The organism is Candidatus Pelagibacter sp. HIMB1485, assembly GCF_052048055.1.
Classification (GTDB): domain Bacteria; phylum Pseudomonadota; class Alphaproteobacteria; order Pelagibacterales; family Pelagibacteraceae; genus Pelagibacter.
Window position 1 is genome coordinate 903979 of the sequence record NZ_JBNAIN010000002.1, and the last position, 21811, is coordinate 925789.

The window sequence follows — 21811 nt, forward strand, 5'->3', positions numbered from 1 at the left end:
AAATGAATGGTAGGATATTTATTATTGAAGACGAACCTTCAATAATTCAATTAATTCAACATAATCTAGAAAAAAACGGTTTTATAGTATCATCATCAATAAATGGTAACGATGGTTTAAAAGAATTAAAAAAATTTCAGCCTGATCTACTATTATTAGATTGGATGTTGCCTGACCTTTCAGGGATAGAAATTTGTAAAAGTATAAGAAAAGATAATAGTTTTAAAAATTTACCTATAATTATGCTAACTGCAAAAGGTGAGGAAGAAGACAAAATAAAAGGTTTAGATAGTGGAGTAGATGATTATCTAACAAAACCTTTCAGTTTTAATGAACTTAAATCTAGAATTAAAGCTGTATTGAGAAGATCAAACCCAAATACTGTATCAAACAACTTAACATTCGATGATTTAAATTTAGATAGAATTGAAAAAAGAGTATATAGGGATGACCAAGAAATCCAACTTGGACCAACTGAATTTAGACTACTAGAATTTTTTCTAGTAAATCCAAAGAGAGTTTATTCTAGAGATCAGATTTTAGAAAACGTTTGGCCAAACAATGTAAATGTTGAGAGCAGAACAATTGATGTTCATATCAGAAGATTAAGAAAATCTATAAATATTAAAAACAAAAAAGAACTGATTAGAACTGTTAGATCATCTGGTTATTCTCTTATTTAAAAATTATTTAATTTTTTTGAAGTTCATAGATAGAAACATAATGTTTCTTTTTTGGTAGTGGGATTATTGTTGGAACTTTAGTCAATCTTGGTTTTATTGATTTATTTCCTACAATAATATTTTTATCATAATTTTCTAAATTGACTTCAGGATGAGGGTTTCCATCATTGATTAATGGCCAAGCATCACAAGCTCTATAACCAAATAAAATTAAGGGTCTTGAGTTATTCATTTGGTTGTGTCCTGATCCATGAACTGATCTACAATGAAAAAAAACAACTGTTCCAGCAGTTCCTGTTATAGAAACACTATCTTTAGTTCCTATTTTATTTTTCTTAGTATCTATTTTTCCAACAAAATAATTTTCTTTACTGTGGTGGCTGTATAATTTCTTTTTGTGTGAATTTTTTATTATTTTAAGAGGCCCATTTTTCTCATAGCAATCATCTAAATATATACCAACTGTGATTAAATCATCGTTGGTATGAGGGTAAAAAGCCCAATCTTGGTGCCATCCAATTTCACTTCCTTTTTTCTTATTTGGAAGTTTAAAGTTTAATTTACCAAGATGAAATCTAACTGTTCCACCTAACAATTTTTTAGCTATGGATATAATCTTTTTATCTCTAGATAATTCATAGAAAACTTTATGCCTATTCTGAGGGTTATTTAGTCTTAATATTTCTTTATTCTTTGATGAGTCTGAATTGTAAACAAAATGGTGATTATTATAGGATTGAGTTCCATTTACACCATTACCATTTTTTTTCTTTTTCTCTTTTGAAATTACTTCATTAACAATTTTATTTATTTTGTTTATCTTTGTTTGAGAAATTAAATTTTCTTTAACAAGAAAGCCATTTTTTTTAAATAAATTTAAATCGTTCATAAAATCAAATTATAAAGAAAATAAATCCTCTTAGAAAAAATTACAATGCTTATTGTATTATAAAAATATCAGTGAATGTTATATGTTAATCCGAGAATTTAAAAAAAATCCCGGATTAAACCTAATTTTTAATTAACAACCTTTGAAAGATACAGACATATTTCTAATTAAATTGAAATATAGATCTTTACCTGGATCTAATGTTGCACCTAGAGGATCCAGAACACCAGTTTTAATCTTCATATCTTTTGCAACTGCATTGATAATATCAGGATTAAATTGAGGCTCTGAGAACACACAAGCTACTTTATCATGCTCAATAATTTCTCTTATTTCAGCAAGTTGTTCTGCACCAGGCATTACATCAGTATTAACAGTAAATGCACCTAATATTTTAACGTTAAATCTTTCCTCGAAATATTGATAAGCATCATGAAATACAATTGAAGATACGCTGTTACTTAAATCAGTCATTACATCAATTGTAAGTTTATCAATTTCTTGTAAAGCCTTAGCTAAATTACTTTTGTATTTAGCTTCATTTTTTGGATCATTTTCAATTAAATGTTCTGCCATTTCATTTAACATAGCTTTTGCATTAATTGGGTCCAACCAAATGTGTGGATCAAATTCACCATGAGCATGTCCATCATGATCATCATGTCCGTGGTCATCATGATCGTCTTGATCATCGTGATCGTGGTCGTGATCATCTTCTTTTTTACCGTGATCGTCGTGATCGTGGTCGTGATCGTCTTCTTTTTTACCATGATCATCGTGATCGTGGTCGTGATCATCTTCTTTTTTACCGTGATCATCATCATGTCCATGGTCGTCATGATCATGTTCGTCAAAAATATTTCTTTCTCTAAATTTTAATACTTGTAATCCTTTGATTTCTATTAGTTCAATTTTTTCAGCTTTTTTTGCGATAGAACTTAACGGTTTTTCTAAAAAATTTTCTAAATCTTCTCCTACCCAAAACACAAGATCAGCATTTTGAAGCATTTTTGCATGAGAGGGCTTCATTGCAAATCCATGAGGCGAGCTATAACCATCCACTATTAGATCTGGTTTACCTACACCATCCATTAAATAACTTGCTAATGAATGTATTGGTTTAATAGAAGCAACCACTTTAATTTCAGCATTTGCTGATGAAAATATAGTTAAAAAGGATATTAATGAAAAGATTATTGGTAATTTTTTTAGATTTATCATAAGTAATTATTTAAAAGTTGTTATATTATAACATTATGTAATAATATAACATTTACAAGTCAAGGAATAAATGAACTCTGAGAATAAAACTTTGGTTCAACTAAATAATGCAGGCTTTCGACAAAATGGAAAGTGGTTGGTAGAAGGTGTTTCGTTAAAAGTTGAAAAAGGAAAAATTGTAACTTTAATTGGTCCTAACGGGTCAGGAAAAAGTACAACTGCAAAAATTGCTTTAGGAATTTATAAAAATATAGAAGGGAATGTTGAGAAATATACTAACAAGATTGGATATGTTCCTCAAAAAATATCTATAGATTGGACATTACCTCTTCGTGTTTATGATTTTATGCTGTTAACAGAAAATATTGATGAGGAAGCGATAGATGAAGCTTTAAATTTAACTGGTGTCGTTCACTTAAAAAATAAAAATTTAGGAAATTTATCTGGGGGTGAGTTTCAAAGAGTTTTGATAGCAAGGGCTATTTCAAAAAAACCAGAATTATTAGTTCTTGATGAACCTGTTCAAGGTGTAGATTACACAGGTGAAATTGCTCTTTATGAATTGATTAAAAAAATTTCAGACACTCTTAATTGTGGAATTTTATTAATTTCACATGATTTACATACTGTAATGACAGCTACTGATCATGTTGTTTGTTTAAACGGCCACGTTTGTTGCTCTGGTACACCAATGGATGTAGCAAAAAACAACGAATATAAAACTTTATTTGGTGAAAAAGCATCTCAAATTCTTTCTGTATATGAACATAAACATGACCATGTTCATTCAGAGGAAGGACAAATAAAGAAAAATTAATATGTTTGACGATTTTTTTATTAGAGCTTTAGTTGCTGGAATAGGTGTGGCTTTAGTTACTGGCCCCTTAGGTTGTTTTGTAATTTGGAGAAGATTATCTTATTTTGGTGATACACTCTCTCACTCAGCTTTATTAGGAGTGACTATGGCTTATTCTTTAGAGTTAAATATAGCCTTATCTGTTTTTGTAATTTCATCTGTAGTTGCTTTAATTCTTATTCAACTTCAAAAAAAAACTAATCTACCTGGTGATGCTTTGCTAGGTTTGTTAGCACATTCTTCTCTAGCAGTAGGCTTGGTTGTGATAGGATTTTTAACATTCATTAGATTTGATATAATGGGTCTGTTGTTTGGTGACATATTAGCTGTAACTACAAATGACATACTAATAATTTGGATAGGTGGTGCTATCATATTGCTGATTTTAAAATTGATATGGAAACCTTTATTTGCATCGACTGTTAATTATGAATTAGCTGAGGCAGAAGGGTTAAATCCAGAGCGAGCCAAAGCTGTATTCACAATTTTAATGGCAGCAATCATCGCAATTTCAATAAAAATGGTAGGACTATTATTAATAACCGGAATGCTAATCATTCCAGCTGCTATGGCTAGAAATATCTCAGACAGTCCTCAGAAAATGATATTTTTCTCAATTATAGGTGGTTTATTATCTGTAATACTAGGATTGTTTTCTTCACTTGAGTTTAACACAGCTTCAGGACCCTCAATTATTGCTGCTTCATTGTTTTTATTCATTTTATCTTTGTTTAAAATAAAGCAATCCATTCAATTGAAAAACTAATGACTAATTGATAAGAATTTATAGATGCAAAAAGAACACAATCTTTCTAAAAACCAAAAAATAATTTTTGATCTCATTGATAAATCTGGTGAACCTATGAAGGCTTATTCAATTCTTTTTAATGTTCAAAAAAAAGGGATTAAAGCACCATTACAAGTTTATAGAGCTTTAGATAAATTAGTTGAAATTGGAAAAATCCATAAGATCGAAAGCAGAAATGCTTTTATTGCATGTCAAAATTCTAGTTGCCAAATTTCTAAAGCAACAGCTTTTTCTATTTGTGAAAGCTGTGAAAAAGTTTCGGAGATAAATAATTCAAAACTTTCAAAATATTTATCAAATTTTGAGGATGACTCAGGAATGAGATACAACAAATATAACTTAGAATTTTTTGGTTTATGTAAAAAGTGTAAATTGAAGTAATGAGCACAGTATCTTTAACCTTAGATGAAATATTTGAACTTGCCAAAAAAACTCTTTTGGCTAATGGATGCGATGATGAAACAGCATCAATTTTATCAGATTTAATAAGAAATGCAGAAAGAGATGGCTCAGTATCTCATGGTTTATTTAGATTGCCAGCATACGTTACTGGTCTTAAAAGCGGAAAAATTAATGGAAAAGGTAAACCTGAAGTTAAAAAAATATCTCCATCAGTAATTAAAGTTGAAGGAAATAATTGTTTAGCACCTGTTGTATTAAATAAAGGATTACCAGAACTAGCTAAAGCTGCAAAAGAAAATGGTGTTGCAGTATTAGCAATAAATAATTCACATCATATGGCTGCTATGTGGCCTGAAACAGAAAAGTTAGCTGAAGATGATTTAGTTGCTTTTGCATGTACGTCTTACAAGCCTGCTGTTGCACCTGCAGGAGCGATAAAACCATTATTTGGAACGAACCCAATTTCATTTGCTTGGCCAAGACCTGGCAAAACTCCGGTTGTTTATGATATGGCAACTGCATCGATGGCAATGGGTGAAGTTCAGGTTGCTAAAAGAGAAGGGCACAAAGTTCCACTTGGAACTGGTTTGACTAAAGATGGAAAAGAAACAACTGATCCAGGTGAAATTGCTGATGGTGGAGTATTATTACCGTTCGGTGGTTATAAAGGTTCTGCAATTGCAATGATGGTTGAATTATTAGCGGGTGCTTTAGTTGGTGATAATTTTAGTTATGAAACAGCTGCTAAAGATAATAATGATGGTGGTCCTCCAAGTGGTGGTGAATTTATATTAGCAATAAGTCCAAATAAAACTTCAGGAACTAACTGGCAAAAACATGCAGAAGAATTTTTTGAGAAGATGAAATCAATGGGCGAAGTAAGATTACCTGGTGAAAGACGTCATAAAAATAGATTGGACACTGGTCCAAGAAATATAAACGAAGAGTTAGTTAATAAAATTAAATCTTTAAGTTAAAGTAATTTCAATAGGAGTGTGGTCAGAAGGTTTTTCTCTCCCACGAGGATCTTTGTTGATGTTTATATCTTTAATTTGATCAATTAATGAATTTGAAACTAAAAAATGATCAATTCTCATGCCATTATTTTTTTGCCAGGCACCTCTCATATAATCCCAAAACGTATATCCTTCTTTTTCTTCATTAAAATATCTATAAACATCGTTAAAACCTAGATTTATCATCTCTCTAAATTTTTTTCTGATTTCCAACCTGTATAAAGCGTCATCCTCAAAACTTTTTACATTATAAACATCTTCTGCTGATGGAATTATATTAAAATCACCAGCTAAAATTAAATTTGGATTTTTTTTAGATAAAGTTTTTAGTTGTTTGATTAATTGATCAAGCCAATTTTTTTTGTAGTCATATTTTTCAGTATCAACAGGATTTCCATTTGGAGTGTATATATTAATTAATTGAATAGTTTTTTTCTTATATTCAAATTCAGCAGAAATTATTCTTGATTGTTTTAATTTATCTTTAATTAAATCAGTTTTAATATTTTTTAATTTATTTTTAGAAATAATTGCTACACCATTATAACTTTTTTGACCAAATACGTGGCTTTCATAATCCATTGAAGAAAAGTCATCATACGGAAAATTGATATCCTCGGTTTTGATTTCCTGCATCATTAAAATATCTGGTTTATATTTTAATAAATAACTTTTGATATTTTCAATTCTTGCTCTTACAGAATTTACATTCCAAGAAGAAATCAGCATTAAAGTGAGAAAGAAACACCGCAACCACAAGAGGATTTTGTTTGCGGATTAGATATTTTAAATTGTTCACCTATTAATTCAGAAACATAATCAACTTCAGAGCCTTTAAGTAAATCTGCAGAAGTTTTATCAATTAAAATATTTTGAAAATTTAAATCATCATCTTGTTTTGATTTATCAAAAGTGAATTCGTATTGAAATCCTGAACAACCACCACCCTTAATAGCGATTCTAAAAAATGAACCTTTGTCTTTTTTTGCCAACAAACTTTCTATTTGTTTTAACGCATTATCTGTAAATTTAATTTCTTTAATCATGTCTCAACACTGATATTACTAATATAATACTTAATTATTTTAATTAAAGGATGAAAAAAGACGCTTTGTTAGGGGTATACAAAAGTAAAGGCAGACTAATTAAGGAAGCACACTCAAAATATCGATCTCCTTTTCAAAGAGATAGAGATCGTATTATTCATAGCGCATCATTTAGAAGATTAAAACATAAAACCCAAGTATTTGTTAATACTGAAGGAGATCATTTTAGAACAAGGATTACTCACTCAATAGAGGTTGCTCAGATTGCAAGATCAATAGCCAAATATTTAAAATTAAATGAAGATTTAGCTGAAACTTTAAGTTTAGCACATGATTTAGGTCACACGCCGTTCGGTCATGCTGGAGAAGATGCCTTACATGAATGCATGGATAATTATGGTGGTTTTGATCACAACCTTCAAACTTTAAGAATAGTTATGTTTTTAGAAAATAAGTATTTTAAGTTCAATGGATTAAACTTGACCATAGAAACGTTAGAAGGTCTTCTTAAACATAACGGACCTGTTGAGGATATTGGTTTAGTTAATAAGTTAATAGGGTTAAAAGCTTTTAAAGGTAAAATTAAATATAATTCATTTCCCTCTCTTGAAGCTCAAATTTCAGCAATTTCAGATGATATTGCATATAACAATCACGATATTCAAGACGGAATAAAAGCCAACCTTTTTAAAATGGAGGAATTGGTTGAAATAGATTTTTTTAAAAATATTCATAAAAAATATAAAAATAAAATTACTAATAAAAATTATAAAATTGTAATTTATCAAATTATAAGAGACTCAATTGACCTCATGGTTAGAGATTTATTGAGCAATACTCAGAAAAATATTCAAAAGCTTAAGATAAAATCTTCAAGAGATGTAGCTAAATCTAATGAGTTAATTGTTTGCTTTTCAAACCAAATTAAGAATGCAGAAAAAGAAATTAAATCTTTCTTAAGACACAAAATGTATGACAATAAATCAGTATTGAAAAAAAATCATAAAGGTAAATTAATAATTAAGAAATTATTTAAAATAATTAAATCAAATCCAAGAAAATTTTTGTCCAAAGATCAATTGACTAAAGACAAATATAGAGCTATTTCAGATTTTATATCTGGTATGACTGATAGATATGCTATTAACCTTTATAACGATAATAAATGAATATTTTTGAATTATATTTAGACAAAATTAAATCAGTTATTGTTGATTTGAATAAAAATAATCATCTAGAAATTCCAGAAAGTTTTAATGGTATTAATGCAGAAATACCCCCACCAAAATTTGATTGTGATATTTCAACAAATGTTGCAATGGTTTTATCAAAAATCAATAAAACCTCACCATTACAGCTTGCAGAAAAACTTGCTCTTGAAATTAAAAATAATGACAGCGAAATTGAAACAATATCTGTAGCCAAACCAGGATTTATTAATATTAAATTTAAACCATCTTTTTGGTCAAATTTTATTAAAGATATTACAGATAATGCAGATAATTTTGGAATTAATGAGAAAGAAAAGAAAAATAATTATTTAGTGGAGTTTGTTTCAGCAAACCCTACAGGACCCTTACATGTAGGACATTGTAGAGGTGCTATTCTAGGCGATGTTATCTCTAATGTTTTAATTTTTAATAAACACAAAGTTACAAAAGAATATTATGTGAATGATTATGGTAACCAAATTATAAATTTTACTAAATCCGTATATTTTAGAATTAGAGAAGTTCATTTTAAAGAAACATTTCCTGAAGATAATCCTGATTTGTATCCTGGGGATTATCTAATTGATTTTGCAAAAAATATAATTTCAAATAATTCAAATCTTAACTTTGATAATTTTGACGAAATTAGTGATAAATTAACTACCTTATCAATAGAGCAGGCACTTCTGCTTATCAAAAACAATCTTAAAAGCTTGGGTATTAAACATGATAATTTTGTTAGTGAAAAAAGTATTGTATTAAACAATGAAGTTGAAAGTGTAATAGATTTTTTAGAAAAAAATAACTTTATTTATAAAGGAAAAATTAAAGCCCCCGCTGGTGAAGATAACAAAGATTGGGTTGAAAGGGAGCAATTATTATTTAAATCAACAGACTTTGGAGACGATAAAGATCGTGCACTTCAAAAATCAGATGGTACATGGACTTATTTTGCAAGTGACGTTGCTTATCATAAAAATAAAGTTGATAGAAATTTCGATTACTTAATCAATATTCTTGGAGCAGATCACGCAGGTTACATAAAACGGATTACTTCATCTGTTGAAGCACTGTCAGGAAAAAAAGATACATTAATTTGTAAAATTAGTCAGTTAGTAAAATTAATAAAAGATAACAAGCCTTTTAAAATGTCTAAAAGAAAAGGGGATTACATTACGGTTGATGACTTGATTGAAGAAGTTGGAAAAGATGCAACAAGATTTATTATGCTTAACAGAAGTAGTGATGTTGAATTAGATTTTGATTTCGATGCAGTCAAAGAAAAATCTAAGGACAATCCACTATATTATGTTCAATATTGTTACGCTAGAATTTCATCTGTATTTAGACATATAGATGAAGACGTAAATTCAAAAATTGAATTAAATGATTTCAATTTTGAATATTCTAATGATGAAATTAAAATTTTAAAAAAATTATCTGAATGGCCAAAATGTATTGACGCAGCTAGTACAAAATTAGAACCACATAGAATACCTGTTTATTTATATGATCTTGCATCAGAATTTCACTCGTATTGGAATTTAGGAAAACAATTTCCAGAAAAAAGGTTCATTAATGATCAAAAAATAGTCTCACCAGATAAATTGATCTTTTTGAAGGCTATTTCCAATGTAATAAAAACAGGTATGGATATTGTTGGTGTTGATACACCAAATCAAATGTAATGCTTAAAGAAATAAAGTACTTAATATTTGTTTTAGTAATACTTTTATTTATTTTTTTTACAGGAAAATATTATTTTTCAGATGAACACAAAAAAAAATCATACAGATCTCATCAAAATATTGATGAGAAAATAAAATTATATTCAAAAAATTTACCAGTTTTAGAGAATGATACTCAAAATGTAATTGAGTATGTTAAGCAAACAAACAAAAAGAAAAAGAAAAAATTTAATTTTTGGAAATTATTAGAAAATGATAAGTAAAAGAAAATCTTTTATAGTTGGTTTAAAATCAACAAAATTATCTAAAAATGAAATTTTATTTCTAAAAAAATATAAACCCTGGGGAATTATCCTATTTACTAGAAATATTAAATCTTTTGATCAAGTTAAAAAATTAACCTCTAGCATTAGAAAAATTTTTAAGGATAAAAAATATCCAATTATGATTGATCAGGAAGGAGGAAGAGTAAACAGATTAAGAAATTTAATTTCATTTGATAATATGACATCTGAATATTTTGGAGATTTGTTTAATAAAGATAAAAAAAAATTTGAAATCGTTTATAAGTTATTTGTAGATAAGACTTCTTATTTATTGAATTTAATTGGAGTGAATATTAATACTGTTCCAGTTTTAGATCTTAGAGTTAATGGCGCTAGCAAGGTAATTGGTGATCGATCTTATTCAAAAAATAAAAAAATAGTCTCTAAATTAGGGGGTATTTGTATTGAATTATTTCAAAATAACTCAATAGGAACTGTAATGAAGCACATACCCGGTCATGGTTTAGCAAAAGTCGACAGTCATTATTCAACACCGATTATTAACAAAACATATGGATATCTTCTTAAAAACGATTTTTGGACATTTAAAAAGAAGAAATGTTTATTTGCAATGACAGGTCATGTTGTTTATTCAAAAATTGATAAAAATAACACTGCCACTCACTCTAAAAAAATAATTAATATTATTAGGAAAAATATAGGATTTAAGAATATTTTAATTTCAGATGACTTATCAATGAAGAGTTTAAGTGATGATTTAAAACTTAATACTATTAATTTATTCAGCGCAGGTTGTAATATAGCACTTCATTGCAATGGAAATATGAAAGAAATGAAGATAGTCGCAGAAAATTCACCTCAAGTGAGTAGTTTTATTCTTAAAAAAACATCTCAATTTTATAAAATTTTAAGTTAATATCTTTCCATGTCCACTAACGATTCTGAATTATTTAATGTAGATATAAATAATTATAATGGACCATTAGATGTACTTTTAGATTTAGCAAAAGCTCAAAAAGTTGATCTAGAAGAAATATCTATAACTAAGTTGGCAGATCAATTTCATGAGTATATTACTAATGAAAAAAACTTAAATTTAGAAATTGCTTCTGAATATCTTTTAATGGCTACATGGTTAGCCTATTTAAAATCAAAATTACTTTTACCTGGTACTCCAGAAGAGGAATTTAAAGTACAAGAAGTTGCAGAAAAGTTAAAATTACAGCTAAAAAAATTAGAATTAATTAGATTATTATCCGAACAAATGCTTAAGAGAAAAAGATTAGGTAGAGAAATAAGAACAAGAGGTATGAAAGGAAATATTAGATCAATTTATAGCACAGAATATAACTTAAGTTTATTTGAACTAATGAAAGCTTACTCAACAATAATAATGACTAAAGATTTTCAAAAAATGAATATTCCAAAACTACCTGTGTTCACAACAGAAGATGGCATCAAAACAATTAGAGAATTTTTTGGCAAACTATTTGAATGGAAAAAACTTGATGAATTAATACCAAGTAATTTTAAAAGTGGTTCAAAATACAAAAGAACTGGTAAGGCTGGGATATTTGCTGGATCATTAGAATTAGTTAAAGAAGGAAATTTATCAATTAAACAAGATAAATTGTTTGATGAAATATATATAAAGGAAATAAATGATTAAAAAAGCAAAAGCTTCAAAAGATAATGTTTTAAAGTTTCCATCAAAACTATCTAATTTAGATAAAGAAATAGAAGCAATTATTTTTGCTGCAGCTGAACCTTTAGATGTAGATACTATAGAAAGTAAAGTTTCTAAAAAAGGTAATGTTCCAGAATCTTTAGAAAAATTAAAACAAGAATATTCAAACAGGGGAATTAATTTAATTTGTATAAAAGATAAGTGGTCTTTTAGAACATCACCAAATTTATCAAGTTTGATGTCCCAAGAAAAAACTGTTGAAAAGAAACTATCTAGAGCTGCAGTAGAGACATTGGCTATAATTGTTTATCATCAACCAGTTACGAGAGCTGAGATAGAGGAAATAAGGGGAGTTGCTTTTGGTACAAATACTTTAGAGATATTAATGGAATTAAATTGGGTAAAACCAGGTGGTCGAAAAGATGTTCCAGGTAGACCAATTCAGTACATAACTACTGATGATTTTTTAAGTCACTTCAACATACAAAAATTGTCTGATCTTCCAACAATTGATGAATTGGGTGCTGCTGGTTTAATTGATAGTTCAAGTGTTGATAATGCTATTTTTGGAACTGGAAAGTTTTACAAAGAAAAGCAAGAAGAGAAAAAAGAGGATATTTATTCCAATATAGATGAAATGCTAAACAGCACTCTAGACCCTGAAGAGAAAGATTAATAAAAAAGTAACTTTCAAAATAACCTTAAAAAGGTTATAAGTTTTTCATGAGTATAGGAATTTGGCAAATAGCTATTATAGTTATATTGGTTGTTTTATTGTTTGGAAGAGGAAAAATTTCAAGCTTAATGGGTGATGTAGCTAAAGGTATTAAAAGCTTCAAAAAGGGAATGGCGTCAGACGTGACTGACGATACAGAGCCAAAAAATATATCTGACGATAACAAAGACTCGGATAACAAAAATTAATTTAAATGCCTACTATCGGTTGGTTTGAAATTTTAATTGTTGTTGCTATTGCTATAATAGTTCTTGGTCCAAAGGATTTTCCAGTAATGTTAAAAAAAGCAGGCTCGTGGATCGGATCAGCAAAAAGATACGTTAACAATATTCAAAATGAAGTTTCAAATCTAGAGATAGATGAAGAAAAAATTGATAACGAAATAAAAAAAGAAATTAAAAAAGATGAGTAATGAAGATCAGGAAGGTGGATTTGTAAGTCACCTTACAGAATTAAGAAAAAGATTGATAAATAGCTTTATCTTTTTATTTATCTTTTTTGTGATTTGTTACTTATTTGCAGAACATATCTATGGTTTCCTTGTTGATCCATTTGCAAGAGCTGTAAAAGAAGATGGCTCTGATAGAAGATTGATATTTACAGCTTTACAAGAGACCTTTTTAACATACCTTAAAGTATCATTCTTCACAGCTTTTTTTGTTACATGTCCTTTTATCTTGATGCAAATTTGGAAATTTATTGCACCTGGTTTATACAAACATGAAAAGGTAGCAATTCTGCCTTACCTTATATTAACACCAATATTATTTTTTTTAGGAGGTATGCTGGTTTATTATTTGATAATGCCCCTTGCGATTAAATTTTTTCTTTCATTTGAAAGTACAGGTCTTTCTACAAATTTACCAATCCAATTAGAGGCTAAAGTTAATGAATATTTATCACTAGTTATGAAATTAATTTTTGCTTTTGGTATCAGTTTTCAGCTACCAGTCGTTTTAAGTTTATTAGCTAGAATCGGAATAGTTGATAGTCAATTTTTAAAAGAGAGAAGAAAATATGTAGTTGTTATTATATTTGCAGCAGCTGCATTGTTAACACCACCAGATCCAATAACTCAAATAGGTTTAGCAATACCTTTATTAATTCTGTATGAATTATCAATATTTTCAGTAAAATTTATAGAAAATAAAAATTTACAAAAAGAAGATGCATAACATTAAAGAAATACGAAAAGATTTTTCTAAATTTCAAAAATCTCTTGAAAAAAGAAACTTAGAAGTAGATTTTGAAAAAATACAAAAATTGGATGAACAAAATAGAAATTTAATTCAAAAAAAAGAAAGTTTAGAAAAAGAAAAAAAAGACATTTCTAAATCAAAAGATGAGAGCTTGTTTAAGAAATCTAAAGAAATCAGCAAGGAACTCGACAAAATTGTAGAAGATCAAAAACAAATTAAGTTTGATTTAGATAGTATTCTGTCTAGCATACCTAATATACCGCATGAAGATGTTCCAAATGGTAAAGACGAAAATGATAATAAAGAAATATTAAAATCAGGAGAGATACCTAATTTAGAATTTAAACCTAAAACACATTACGAATTAGGTGAAAAACTAAATATGCTTGATTTTGATTTAGCTACAAAAACTACTGGTTCAAGATTTGTATTTGTAAAAGATAAATTGGCTCTTTTAGAAAGAGCAATATCAAATTTTATGCTTGATACACATATTCATCAAAATGGTTATCAGGAGATATCACCACCATTAATGGCATCAGAAAGCACTATGTACGGTACTGGACAGTTGCCAAAATTTGAAAATGATCAGTTTGAAATTAAATTTGACGAAGGTTCAGATAGAAAATTTTTGATACCAACAGCAGAGGTCATTTTAACCAATATTGTTAAAGATAAAATGATTGATCTTAATAATTTACCAATGAGATTTGTAGCTTCAACTCCTTGTTTTAGAAAAGAAGCTGGAAGCTATGGAAAGGATACAAGGGGTATGATTAGACAGCATCAATTTTACAAAGTTGAAATGGTAAGCATTGTTGAGAATGAAAAATGTTTAGAAGAATTAGAGAGAATGACAAATTGTGCAACTGACATACTAGATAAATTAGAGTTACCTTATCGGAAAGTAATTTTATGTTCAGGTGATATGGGTTTTAGCGCAGAGAAGACCTATGATATTGAGGTATGGTTGCCATCAGAAAATAAATATAGAGAAATATCATCATGTTCATCTTGTTCAACGTTTCAAGCACAGCGTATGAAGGCAAGATACAAAAACAGTAATAAGGAAAATGTTTTTGCAGGTACGTTGAATGGAAGTGGTTTAGCTGTTGGAAGAACTCTGATTGCAATTATGGAAAACTATCAGCAAAAAGATGGTTCTATTATAATTCCTAAAGTTCTAAGACCTTATATGAACAATATGGAATTGATTTCTAACAATTAAAGTTGTTTTAATTAGTGAGATGGTATAAGAATGCCATAATTTAAAGGAGATTTATGGAAGGTTCAGGAATAGGTCAATTTATACCGCTAATTTTAATTTTTGTTATTTTTTATTTTTTCTTAATCAGACCACAGCAAAAAAAAGTTAAAGAGCATAAAGCAATGGTCGAAGGTTTAAAGAGAGGAGATAAAGTAGTCACTTCAGGTGGAATAACAGGAAGAGTAGAAAGATTAATCGATAACGACAAAGTAGAAGTTGAAATAGCTGAAAATGTTAAAGTAGAAATTGTTAAAGCTACAGGTATTCAAAGTCTCTTAAACAATACTCCAGAAGTTAAAAAATAATCAATTAAGATAAGTGCTTTATTTTTCTAAACTAAGAATCTTATTTGTAACTTTATTTTCTTTATTATTTATTTTAATTGCGTCATCAAATTTATTTAAGTTCGATGATAGTTTTTTTAATAAGAAAATAAACCTTGGTTTAGATTTACAAGGTGGTTCTTACCTTTTACTTGAAATTGATAATGAGCCTGTAATTGAACAAAAATTACAAAATTTAACAACCACTATTAGAAATTATTTCAAAGAGAAAAACATCAAAATTAATAATATTAAAATTGATAATCAAAATATTTTTTTCAATGTTGCTGATTTAGACAAACAAGCAGTACTAGATGTGTTTCAAGATGAAAATAGTGATCTAAATCCTTATTACCCAAGATTTAAATCACACCAACTTGATATCGAAGATAATGGTATCAATTTAAAAGTAAGCTTTTCAAGACAAGGCATAATCAATCTTAAAACTTCATCGCAAGATCAAGCAATAGAAATTGTAAGAAGAAGGGTAGATGAAGTCGGTACTAATGAACCAAATATTTTAAAAAGAGGTAATGATAGAATACTTGTTGAACTTCCTGGGTTAGATGATCCTCAAAGAATTAAATCACTATTGGGAAAAACTGCAAATCTTACATTTAGATTTGTAACCAATGATGAAAGTGACAGATTTGGTGTTGAAAAGTTAAAATTTGAAGATGGCTTAGAAGAGGCAACAGTAAGCAAAAGAATAATCATCAGTGGTGAAAATCTATTAGATGCACAGCCAAAAATGGACACTCAAAACAATCAAACTATTGTGTCATTTACATTAGATAGAGTAGGTGCCAAAAGATTTGGTAAAGCAACATCTACTGGTATTGGAAAACAATTGGCCATTGTTTTAGATGGAAAAATAATTAGTGCACCTGTTGTTAGAGATACAATAGCAAGTGGGTCTGGACAGATCAGTGGTGGATTTACTTTCCAAAGTGCAACAGATTTAGCTTTATTATTAAGGTCTGGAGCATTACCTGCTCCATTAGAAATTATAGAGGAAAGGACTGTAGGTCCTGATCTAGGACAAGATTCGATTAATGCAGGAATGATTGCGTTAGCTATAGGTTTTTTATTAGTTATTATTTTTATGTTTGTTAAATACAAAGTTTTTGGATTAATCACTAACGTAACATTAATAATTAATTTATTTTTATTACTTGGTATTTTAACTTTATTTGAGGCAACACTAACTCTTCCAGGTATAGCAGGGATAATTTTAACCGTTGGTATGGCTGTTGATGCAAATGTTTTAATCTTTGAAAGAATTAAAGAAGAACTTAAGGATGAAAGTAATAATATTTTAGCTTTTGATGGAGGTTACACAAAATCAAGAACAGCAATTATTGATGCAAATATTACTACTTTATTAGCAGCTATAATTTTATTTTTTATGGGGTCTGGTCCAGTAAAAGGATTTGCTGTTACTCTAGGTGTAGGAATATTTACAACTCTATTTTCAGTATATTTTATAGCAAGATTGTTCACTAGTCTTTATGTGACAAGAAATAAAAATAAGGAAAAACTAATCTAATGATAGCTTTTAATAAATACTATAATCACTTTAACATACTATCTATATTCTTAATTACAGCATCACTTTTATTACTAATTTTTAAAGGTTTAAATTACGGTATAGACTTTAAAGGTGGAACATTAATTGAACTAAGGTCATCAGATAGCAAAATTAGCGTAAGTTCGTTGAGAGATAAATTTAATCAAATGGATTTAGGAGATGTTTCTGTTAAAAAATTTGGAAATGATACTGATTTTCTAATTAAATTTGAAAATAAAGATAATAAAAAAAACATTATTGAAGAAATTAAAAAGGATTTAGATAGTTCTTTTGGAAATAACTATGACTTTAGAAGAGTTGAGAACGTAGGTCCTAAAGTTAGTGCTGAATTGCTTAAAGCTGGCGTGATAGCAATTTCTTTATCTCTAGCTGTAATGCTTATTTATATTTGGATACGTTTCGAGTGGCAATTTAGTTTGGGTGCAATTTTGGCATTATTTCACGATGTAATTGTTACATTGGGAATTTTTTCATTATTTAGTCTTGAAATTAATTTATCAATTATTGCAGCTGTTCTAACTATTGTTGGTTATTCTATGAACGACACAGTTGTAATTTTTGACCGTGTTAGAGAAAATTTGAGAAAATATTCAGACATTAAAATTTTTGAATTAACAAACATTTCAATTAATGAAACTTTATCTAGAACAATAATAACCTCAGCTACAACTTTGTTAGCTTTATTGGCGATATTCTTTTTTGGTGGTGAAATTTTAAAAGGTTTTTCTTTAGCAATGATACTTGGTGTTGTGTTTGGAACTTATTCTTCGATTTATATAGCTAATACAGTTTTAGTAAGATTAAGAGTATCACAAAAAACAGTCTTAAGAGAAGACGATAATAAAACTGTTTAATATAAGTTTTGAGCAGCTACCATTGAAAGTAACATTGGTAGAGATAAAAGTGTATTAGTTCTTGAAAATAACATTGCAGTTTTAGCGGACTTAGCTTTAGTTTCCGGATCAGCTTCAACTATTCCTAAAGCTCTTTTTTGGTTTGGCCAAATTACAAACCAAACATTAAAAGCCATTACAATACCTAACCACATACCAATTCCTATTGCTGTATGTTTTGGAACACCAGATCCAATGCTAAAAGTCATAGCATCATGTAAATATCCATTTAACAGAGCTAGAATTAATCCTGAAAGAACAGTAAACGCAGCTGCCCATCTAAAATAAAATAATGCAGCAGGAGCAATTACTTTTCCAATAGCAGGTTTTTGTTCATCAGGTATTTTTCCCATATTTGGAATTTGAACAAAATTAAAATACCACAATAATCCTATCCACATTATTGCAACAACAACATGAATATATCTAAATAACCAGCTCCAAAAAAGAGTATCGAACGCAATACCATCATTTAAATAGGAAAGACCTAAAAACAATATAATTGCTAATGCAAGCGATGCATGAATTGTTTTAGATAGTGATGATAATAAACTGCTCATGATTCTTAATTAATATACACTAAATTTAGATTTTTTATAAGTTTTTATATTTAGTACAAAAGAGGTTTTAAAAACTGACCTGTGTAGCTTTCTTTTACTTTGCAAACTTCTTCAGGTTTACCTTCTGCAACAATTTTACCACCTTTAACACCGCCTTCAGGACCCATATCAACTATATGATCAGCTGTTTTTATAACATCTAAGTTATGCTCTATTACAACTACGGTGTTTCCTAATTTCACGAAGGTGTGAAGAATTTCTAGTAATTTTTTAATATCGTGCTGATGTAGTCCAGTTGTTGGTTCGTCTAATATGTACATGGTTCTACCAGTAGATCTTTTTGATAATTCTTTAGCTAGTTTAATCCTTTGTGCTTCACCACCTGATAGTGTAGTGGCTTGTTGTCCAATTTTAATGTAACCAAGTCCAACTTTTTTTAGGGTTAATAATTTAGATTTAATATTTGAAATGTTTTCAAAATATTCACAACCTTCATCAACAGACATATCTAAAACATCGGCTATACTTTTTCCTTTAAACTTAATCTCTAAAGTTTCTCTGTTGTATCTCGTTCCTTTACACTCATCACACTGAATATAAACATCTGGCAAAAAGTGCATTTCATAAGTAATAACTCCATCACCTTCACAGGCTTCACATCTACCGCCCTTAACATTAAATGAGAATCTTCCTGGTTTATAACCTCTAGTTTTAGACTCGGGTAAACTAGTAAACCAATCTCTTATAGGACCAAAAGCTCCAGTATATGTAGCTGGGTTAGATCTTGGAGTTCTACCAATAGGGGATTGATCTATATCAATAATCTTATCAATTAATTCGACACCCTTATAACCTTTAAATGCTTTTGGAGTTTTTCTAGCTTTATTATTAAGTGTTAAGTTTAATGCATGAAATAATGTTTGTAATACTAATGTAGATTTACCACTACCTGAAACACCTGTTACACAAGTGAATGTGCCTGTAGGAATTTTAAGATTAACATTATTTAAATTATTCCCACTAGCACCATTTATTTCTACAAATCTTCCATTTTTGGCTAATCGTCTAGTTTTAGGAATTTCAATCTTTTGTTTATTTGCAAGATACTGTCCAGTTATGCTCTTCTTATCCTTTTTAAGTTCTTCATAAGTTCCTTGAGCTGTTATTTGACCACCATTCGTACCTGCTTCAGGTCCAAGATCAATAATATGATCTGCGTTTTCCATAGTTTCAGTATCATGTTCAACAACAATTACTGTATTCCCAAGATCTCTTAGTCTTTTTAATGCATTTATTAATTTAACATTATCTTTTTGATGCAAACCAATTGATGGTTCATCTAAAACATATAATACTCCTGTTAAACCAGATCCAATTTGTGATGCTAATCTAATTCTTTGAGCTTCTCCTCCTGATAAAGTTCCAGACTCTCTTGAAAGTGTTAAGTAATCTAAACCAACATTAAGTAAGAAATTTAATCTTTCATTTATTTCTTTTAGGACATGTTCTGCAATTTTAAATTGTCTTTTGTCTAAATTATTTTCTAAGCTTTTAAACCATTCAGCGGCATCATGAATTGATTTTTTAGTAACCTCACTAATATTTAAATCATTAATCTTAACACATAATGCTTCTTCTTTAAGTCTATCACCATTACAAGCTTCACATGCAGTATCAGATTGATATTCAGCTATCGCTTCTCTTTTCCACTCACTATCAGATTCCAAGAAACGTCTTTCAAGATTATTAATCACTCCTTCAAAGGTTTTTTTATATGAATATTTTTCATATCCATCATCATAATTAAATTTAATTTCGTCCTCATCTGAACCATATAAAATTATATCTTTTATTTTTTTTGGAAGCTTTTTCCATTTTTCATCAAGAGAAAATTCATAATGTTTTGCAAGAGAAGCCAAAGTTTGCGCATAATATAAAGTTGTCGATTTAGCCCATGGTTCAATTGCTCCATCTGCTAAACTTTTACGATCATCTGGGACTACTAAATTTGGGTCTACATTTAATTTCATTCCTATACCTTCACATTCTTCACAAGCACCATAGGGACTATTAAATGAAAACAATCTTGGTTCTATTTCTTCGATAGTAAAACCACTTTCTGGACAAGCAAACTTTGTGGAGTAAATTAATTTTTCAATTTTTCTAAGTTTTTGAGGAAGAGTTTCATCTTCGTATTCAACAAAAACTAATCCATTAGCTAAATTTACAGCTGTTTCTACGCTTTCAGCTAATCTGTTTCCAAGTTTTGAATTAAGTACAATTCTATCAACTAGAATTGAAATGTCGTGTTTTAATTTTTTATCTAGGTTAGGAGATTTTTCTATATCGTATAATACATTATCAATTTTTATTTTTCTAAATCCACGTCTCTTATAGATTAAAATATCTTTTTTATATTCACCCTTACGACCCCTAACTACTGGAGCATAAATATAAATTGTAGATTTTTTTGGTAATTTTTTAATTAAATCAACAATTTGAGTAATTGTTTGTGAGGTTATTGGCTTACCTGTAAAAGGAGAATAGGGTATGCCTGCTCTTGCATAAAGAACCCTCATATAATCATAAATTTCTGTAACAGTTGCAACAGTTGATCTGGGATTTTTTGAAGTGTTTTTTTGTTCGATTGCTATGGCTGGACTTAAGCCTTCAATTAAATCAACATTAGGCTTTTTCATTTTATCTAAAAATTGACGAGCATAAGCAGATAAGCTCTCGACATATCTTCTTTGACCTTCTGCATAAATGGTATCAAAAGCTAATGAAGATTTTCCTGACCCAGACAAACCTGTTATCACTACAAATTTATCTTTTGGAATTTCTACAGTCACATTCTTCAAATTGTGTTCTTTAGCGCCCTTAATAACTATCTTTTTCATCATATTTTTAGTTGCTTTGAGTCAATAAAATTAATATTCAGAAGAATTGTGATATAAATCTTATTAATTAATTTAACAAATATTAAAATATTATGGCTGGAAGTTTAAATAAAGTATTATTAATTGGTCGTTTGGGCGCAGACCCTGAAATTAAACAAATGGTAAACGGAAAGAGTGTAGCTAGACTAAGTCTTGCAACCAGTCAAACATGGAAAGATAAAAATACTGGTGAAAGAAAAGAAAAAACTGAATGGCACCGTATAGTTGTATTCAATGAAGGATTGGTAAATGTTGTTCAACAATATTTAAAAAAGGGCGCACAAGTTTATGTAGAGGGACAACTGACAACACGTAAATGGAAAGATGAACAATCTGGCCAGGATAAGTATTCAACAGAAATTGTTATACAAGGTTACAATTCTTCACTTACAATGTTAGGTGGAGGAAATACAGGTGGTGGAATTCAGAATGACACAACTCAACAAAACAATATTGAGGATTCTTCTCAAGTGTCAAATGATATGGATGACGAAATACCATTTTAATTT

Annotated in this window: 25 protein-coding genes; 19 read left to right on the forward strand and 6 right to left on the reverse strand. The window is 28.9% G+C overall.

Going from position 1 to position 21811, the window contains the following annotated elements; genetic code table 11:
• The first annotated feature begins 2 nt into the window (after window positions 1–2).
• Entirely contained in the window at window positions 3–683 is a 681-nt protein-coding gene (gene phoB, locus ACTTA4_RS07190) for a phosphate regulon transcriptional regulator PhoB (RefSeq protein WP_440634123.1), read from the forward strand.
• Between the two features lie 7 nt (window positions 684–690).
• On the opposite strand, the gene ACTTA4_RS07195 is transcribed toward phoB, so the two are convergent.
• Window positions 691–1572: a phytanoyl-CoA dioxygenase family protein gene (locus ACTTA4_RS07195; RefSeq protein WP_440634124.1), complete on the reverse strand. Its 882-nt coding sequence runs from the start codon at window positions 1570–1572 to the stop codon at window positions 691–693.
• 132 nt (window positions 1573–1704) lie between these two features.
• On the reverse strand, window positions 1705–2793 hold the full coding sequence (locus tag ACTTA4_RS07200) for a zinc ABC transporter substrate-binding protein (protein WP_440634125.1): 1089 nt from the start codon (window positions 2791–2793) through the stop codon (window positions 1705–1707).
• A 70-nt stretch (window positions 2794–2863) separates the two neighbouring features.
• On the opposite strand from ACTTA4_RS07200, the gene ACTTA4_RS07205 reads away from it, so the two are divergent.
• From ACTTA4_RS07205 to ACTTA4_RS07220, 4 genes are read left to right on the forward strand one after another with little or no spacing between them, the layout of a single operon-like run.
• The gene (locus ACTTA4_RS07205) at window positions 2864–3610 is read left to right on the forward strand and encodes an ATP-binding cassette domain-containing protein (RefSeq protein ID WP_440634126.1); all 747 of its coding nucleotides are present in this window, start codon (window positions 2864–2866) and stop codon (window positions 3608–3610) included.
• 1 nt (window position 3611) lies between these two features.
• Entirely contained in the window at window positions 3612–4415 is an 804-nt protein-coding gene (locus ACTTA4_RS07210; RefSeq protein WP_440634127.1) for a metal ABC transporter permease, read from the forward strand.
• Window positions 4416–4439: 24 nt separating this feature from the next.
• Entirely contained in the window at window positions 4440–4838 is a 399-nt protein-coding gene (locus tag ACTTA4_RS07215) for a Fur family transcriptional regulator (RefSeq protein ID WP_440634128.1), read from the forward strand.
• On the forward strand, window positions 4838–5836 hold the full coding sequence (locus ACTTA4_RS07220; protein ID WP_440634129.1) for an Ldh family oxidoreductase: 999 nt from the start codon (window positions 4838–4840) through the stop codon (window positions 5834–5836). The genes ACTTA4_RS07215 and ACTTA4_RS07220 overlap by 1 nt, the downstream gene beginning before the upstream one ends.
• On the opposite strand, the gene xth is transcribed toward ACTTA4_RS07220, so the two are convergent.
• Entirely contained in the window at window positions 5828–6604 is a 777-nt protein-coding gene (gene xth / locus ACTTA4_RS07225; RefSeq protein WP_440634130.1) for an exodeoxyribonuclease III, read from the reverse strand. The genes ACTTA4_RS07220 and xth overlap by 9 nt on opposite strands.
• Window positions 6604–6921 (reverse strand): HesB/IscA family protein, encoded by a 318-nt coding sequence (locus ACTTA4_RS07230; RefSeq protein WP_440634131.1) that lies wholly within the window; start codon window positions 6919–6921, stop codon window positions 6604–6606. The genes xth and ACTTA4_RS07230 overlap by 1 nt, the downstream gene beginning before the upstream one ends.
• 50 nt (window positions 6922–6971) lie before the next feature.
• Between ACTTA4_RS07230 and ACTTA4_RS07235 the strand changes: the two genes are divergently transcribed.
• From ACTTA4_RS07235 to secF, 13 genes are read left to right on the forward strand one after another with little or no spacing between them, the layout of a single operon-like run.
• A complete protein-coding gene (locus ACTTA4_RS07235) occupies window positions 6972–8090 on the forward strand; it encodes a deoxyguanosinetriphosphate triphosphohydrolase (RefSeq protein WP_440634132.1) in 1119 nt (372 codons plus the stop codon).
• The gene (argS, locus tag ACTTA4_RS07240) at window positions 8087–9820 is read left to right on the forward strand and encodes an arginine--tRNA ligase (RefSeq protein ID WP_440634133.1); all 1734 of its coding nucleotides are present in this window, start codon (window positions 8087–8089) and stop codon (window positions 9818–9820) included. The genes ACTTA4_RS07235 and argS overlap by 4 nt, the downstream gene beginning before the upstream one ends.
• Complete coding sequence (locus ACTTA4_RS07245) at window positions 9820–10083, forward strand: hypothetical protein (protein ID WP_440634134.1); 264 nt, start codon at window positions 9820–9822, stop codon at window positions 10081–10083. The genes argS and ACTTA4_RS07245 overlap by 1 nt, the downstream gene beginning before the upstream one ends.
• Window positions 10073–11023 (forward strand): glycoside hydrolase family 3 N-terminal domain-containing protein, encoded by a 951-nt coding sequence (locus ACTTA4_RS07250; RefSeq protein WP_440634135.1) that lies wholly within the window; start codon window positions 10073–10075, stop codon window positions 11021–11023. The genes ACTTA4_RS07245 and ACTTA4_RS07250 overlap by 11 nt, the downstream gene beginning before the upstream one ends.
• Window positions 11024–11032: 9 nt before the next feature.
• A complete protein-coding gene (locus ACTTA4_RS07255) occupies window positions 11033–11776 on the forward strand; it encodes a segregation and condensation protein A (protein ID WP_440634136.1) in 744 nt (247 codons plus the stop codon).
• The gene (scpB, locus tag ACTTA4_RS07260) at window positions 11769–12470 is read left to right on the forward strand and encodes an SMC-Scp complex subunit ScpB (RefSeq protein ID WP_440634137.1); all 702 of its coding nucleotides are present in this window, start codon (window positions 11769–11771) and stop codon (window positions 12468–12470) included. The genes ACTTA4_RS07255 and scpB overlap by 8 nt, the downstream gene beginning before the upstream one ends.
• A gap of 47 nt (window positions 12471–12517) precedes the next feature.
• A complete protein-coding gene (tatA, locus tag ACTTA4_RS07265; protein ID WP_440634138.1) occupies window positions 12518–12718 on the forward strand; it encodes a twin-arginine translocase TatA/TatE family subunit in 201 nt (66 codons plus the stop codon).
• Window positions 12719–12723: 5 nt separating this feature from the next.
• Window positions 12724–12942, forward strand: a complete 219-nt coding sequence (gene tatB / locus ACTTA4_RS07270) for a Sec-independent protein translocase protein TatB (protein ID WP_262589222.1) — start codon at window positions 12724–12726, stop codon at window positions 12940–12942.
• Window positions 12935–13705, forward strand: coding sequence for a twin-arginine translocase subunit TatC (gene tatC, locus ACTTA4_RS07275; RefSeq protein WP_262589221.1), 771 nt, complete (start codon window positions 12935–12937; stop codon window positions 13703–13705). Before tatB ends, tatC begins: the two co-directional genes overlap by 8 nt.
• Window positions 13698–14957, forward strand: a complete 1260-nt coding sequence (gene serS / locus ACTTA4_RS07280; protein WP_440634139.1) for a serine--tRNA ligase — start codon at window positions 13698–13700, stop codon at window positions 14955–14957. Before tatC ends, serS begins: the two co-directional genes overlap by 8 nt.
• A 53-nt stretch (window positions 14958–15010) precedes the next feature.
• Window positions 15011–15301 (forward strand): preprotein translocase subunit YajC, encoded by a 291-nt coding sequence (gene yajC / locus ACTTA4_RS07285; protein ID WP_262589219.1) that lies wholly within the window; start codon window positions 15011–15013, stop codon window positions 15299–15301.
• A gap of 13 nt (window positions 15302–15314) precedes the next feature.
• Complete coding sequence (secD, locus tag ACTTA4_RS07290; protein ID WP_262589218.1) at window positions 15315–16868, forward strand: protein translocase subunit SecD; 1554 nt, start codon at window positions 15315–15317, stop codon at window positions 16866–16868.
• Entirely contained in the window at window positions 16868–17764 is an 897-nt protein-coding gene (gene secF / locus ACTTA4_RS07295) for a protein translocase subunit SecF (protein WP_262589217.1), read from the forward strand. Before secD ends, secF begins: the two co-directional genes overlap by 1 nt.
• Here the strand turns inward: secF and ACTTA4_RS07300 are convergent.
• Both ACTTA4_RS07300 and uvrA read right to left on the reverse strand, forming a co-directional pair.
• Window positions 17761–18363, reverse strand: a complete 603-nt coding sequence (locus tag ACTTA4_RS07300; protein WP_262589216.1) for a urate hydroxylase PuuD — start codon at window positions 18361–18363, stop codon at window positions 17761–17763. The two genes, secF and ACTTA4_RS07300, sit on opposite strands and share 4 nt — an antisense overlap.
• 50 nt (window positions 18364–18413) lie before the next feature.
• Entirely contained in the window at window positions 18414–21266 is a 2853-nt protein-coding gene (gene uvrA / locus ACTTA4_RS07305) for an excinuclease ABC subunit UvrA (protein WP_440634140.1), read from the reverse strand.
• 89 nt (window positions 21267–21355) lie between these two features.
• Here uvrA and ssb point away from each other — a divergent pair, with 89 nt between their 5' ends.
• A complete protein-coding gene (gene ssb, locus ACTTA4_RS07310; RefSeq protein WP_262589214.1) occupies window positions 21356–21808 on the forward strand; it encodes a single-stranded DNA-binding protein in 453 nt (150 codons plus the stop codon).
• Window positions 21809–21811: the final 3 nt, after the last annotated feature.

Bases quoted from the DNA above. Each gene is read 5' to 3' on its own strand.
- phoB (WP_440634123.1), top strand. From the start codon at position 3: ATGAATGGTAGGATATTTATTATTGAAGACGAACCTTCAATAATTCAA.
- ACTTA4_RS07195 (WP_440634124.1), bottom strand. From the start codon at position 1,572: ATGAACGATTTAAATTTATTTAAAAAAAATGGCTTTCTTGTTAAAGAA.
- ACTTA4_RS07200 (WP_440634125.1), bottom strand. From the start codon at position 2,793: ATGATAAATCTAAAAAAATTACCAATAATCTTTTCATTAATATCCTTT.
- ACTTA4_RS07205 (WP_440634126.1), top strand. From the start codon at position 2,864: ATGAACTCTGAGAATAAAACTTTGGTTCAACTAAATAATGCAGGCTTT.
- ACTTA4_RS07210 (WP_440634127.1), top strand. From the start codon at position 3,612: ATGTTTGACGATTTTTTTATTAGAGCTTTAGTTGCTGGAATAGGTGTG.
- ACTTA4_RS07215 (WP_440634128.1), top strand. From the start codon at position 4,440: ATGCAAAAAGAACACAATCTTTCTAAAAACCAAAAAATAATTTTTGAT.
- ACTTA4_RS07220 (WP_440634129.1), top strand. From the start codon at position 4,838: ATGAGCACAGTATCTTTAACCTTAGATGAAATATTTGAACTTGCCAAA.
- xth (WP_440634130.1), bottom strand. From the start codon at position 6,604: ATGCTGATTTCTTCTTGGAATGTAAATTCTGTAAGAGCAAGAATTGAA.
- ACTTA4_RS07230 (WP_440634131.1), bottom strand. From the start codon at position 6,921: ATGATTAAAGAAATTAAATTTACAGATAATGCGTTAAAACAAATAGAA.
- ACTTA4_RS07235 (WP_440634132.1), top strand. From the start codon at position 6,972: ATGAAAAAAGACGCTTTGTTAGGGGTATACAAAAGTAAAGGCAGACTA.
- argS (WP_440634133.1), top strand. From the start codon at position 8,087: ATGAATATTTTTGAATTATATTTAGACAAAATTAAATCAGTTATTGTT.
- ACTTA4_RS07245 (WP_440634134.1), top strand. From the start codon at position 9,820: ATGCTTAAAGAAATAAAGTACTTAATATTTGTTTTAGTAATACTTTTA.
- ACTTA4_RS07250 (WP_440634135.1), top strand. From the start codon at position 10,073: ATGATAAGTAAAAGAAAATCTTTTATAGTTGGTTTAAAATCAACAAAA.
- ACTTA4_RS07255 (WP_440634136.1), top strand. From the start codon at position 11,033: ATGTCCACTAACGATTCTGAATTATTTAATGTAGATATAAATAATTAT.
- scpB (WP_440634137.1), top strand. From the start codon at position 11,769: ATGATTAAAAAAGCAAAAGCTTCAAAAGATAATGTTTTAAAGTTTCCA.
- tatA (WP_440634138.1), top strand. From the start codon at position 12,518: ATGAGTATAGGAATTTGGCAAATAGCTATTATAGTTATATTGGTTGTT.
- tatB (WP_262589222.1), top strand. From the start codon at position 12,724: ATGCCTACTATCGGTTGGTTTGAAATTTTAATTGTTGTTGCTATTGCT.
- tatC (WP_262589221.1), top strand. From the start codon at position 12,935: ATGAGTAATGAAGATCAGGAAGGTGGATTTGTAAGTCACCTTACAGAA.
- serS (WP_440634139.1), top strand. From the start codon at position 13,698: ATGCATAACATTAAAGAAATACGAAAAGATTTTTCTAAATTTCAAAAA.
- yajC (WP_262589219.1), top strand. From the start codon at position 15,011: ATGGAAGGTTCAGGAATAGGTCAATTTATACCGCTAATTTTAATTTTT.
- secF (WP_262589217.1), top strand. From the start codon at position 16,868: ATGATAGCTTTTAATAAATACTATAATCACTTTAACATACTATCTATA.
- ACTTA4_RS07300 (WP_262589216.1), bottom strand. From the start codon at position 18,363: ATGAGCAGTTTATTATCATCACTATCTAAAACAATTCATGCATCGCTT.
- uvrA (WP_440634140.1), bottom strand. From the start codon at position 21,266: ATGATGAAAAAGATAGTTATTAAGGGCGCTAAAGAACACAATTTGAAG.
- ssb (WP_262589214.1), top strand. From the start codon at position 21,356: ATGGCTGGAAGTTTAAATAAAGTATTATTAATTGGTCGTTTGGGCGCA.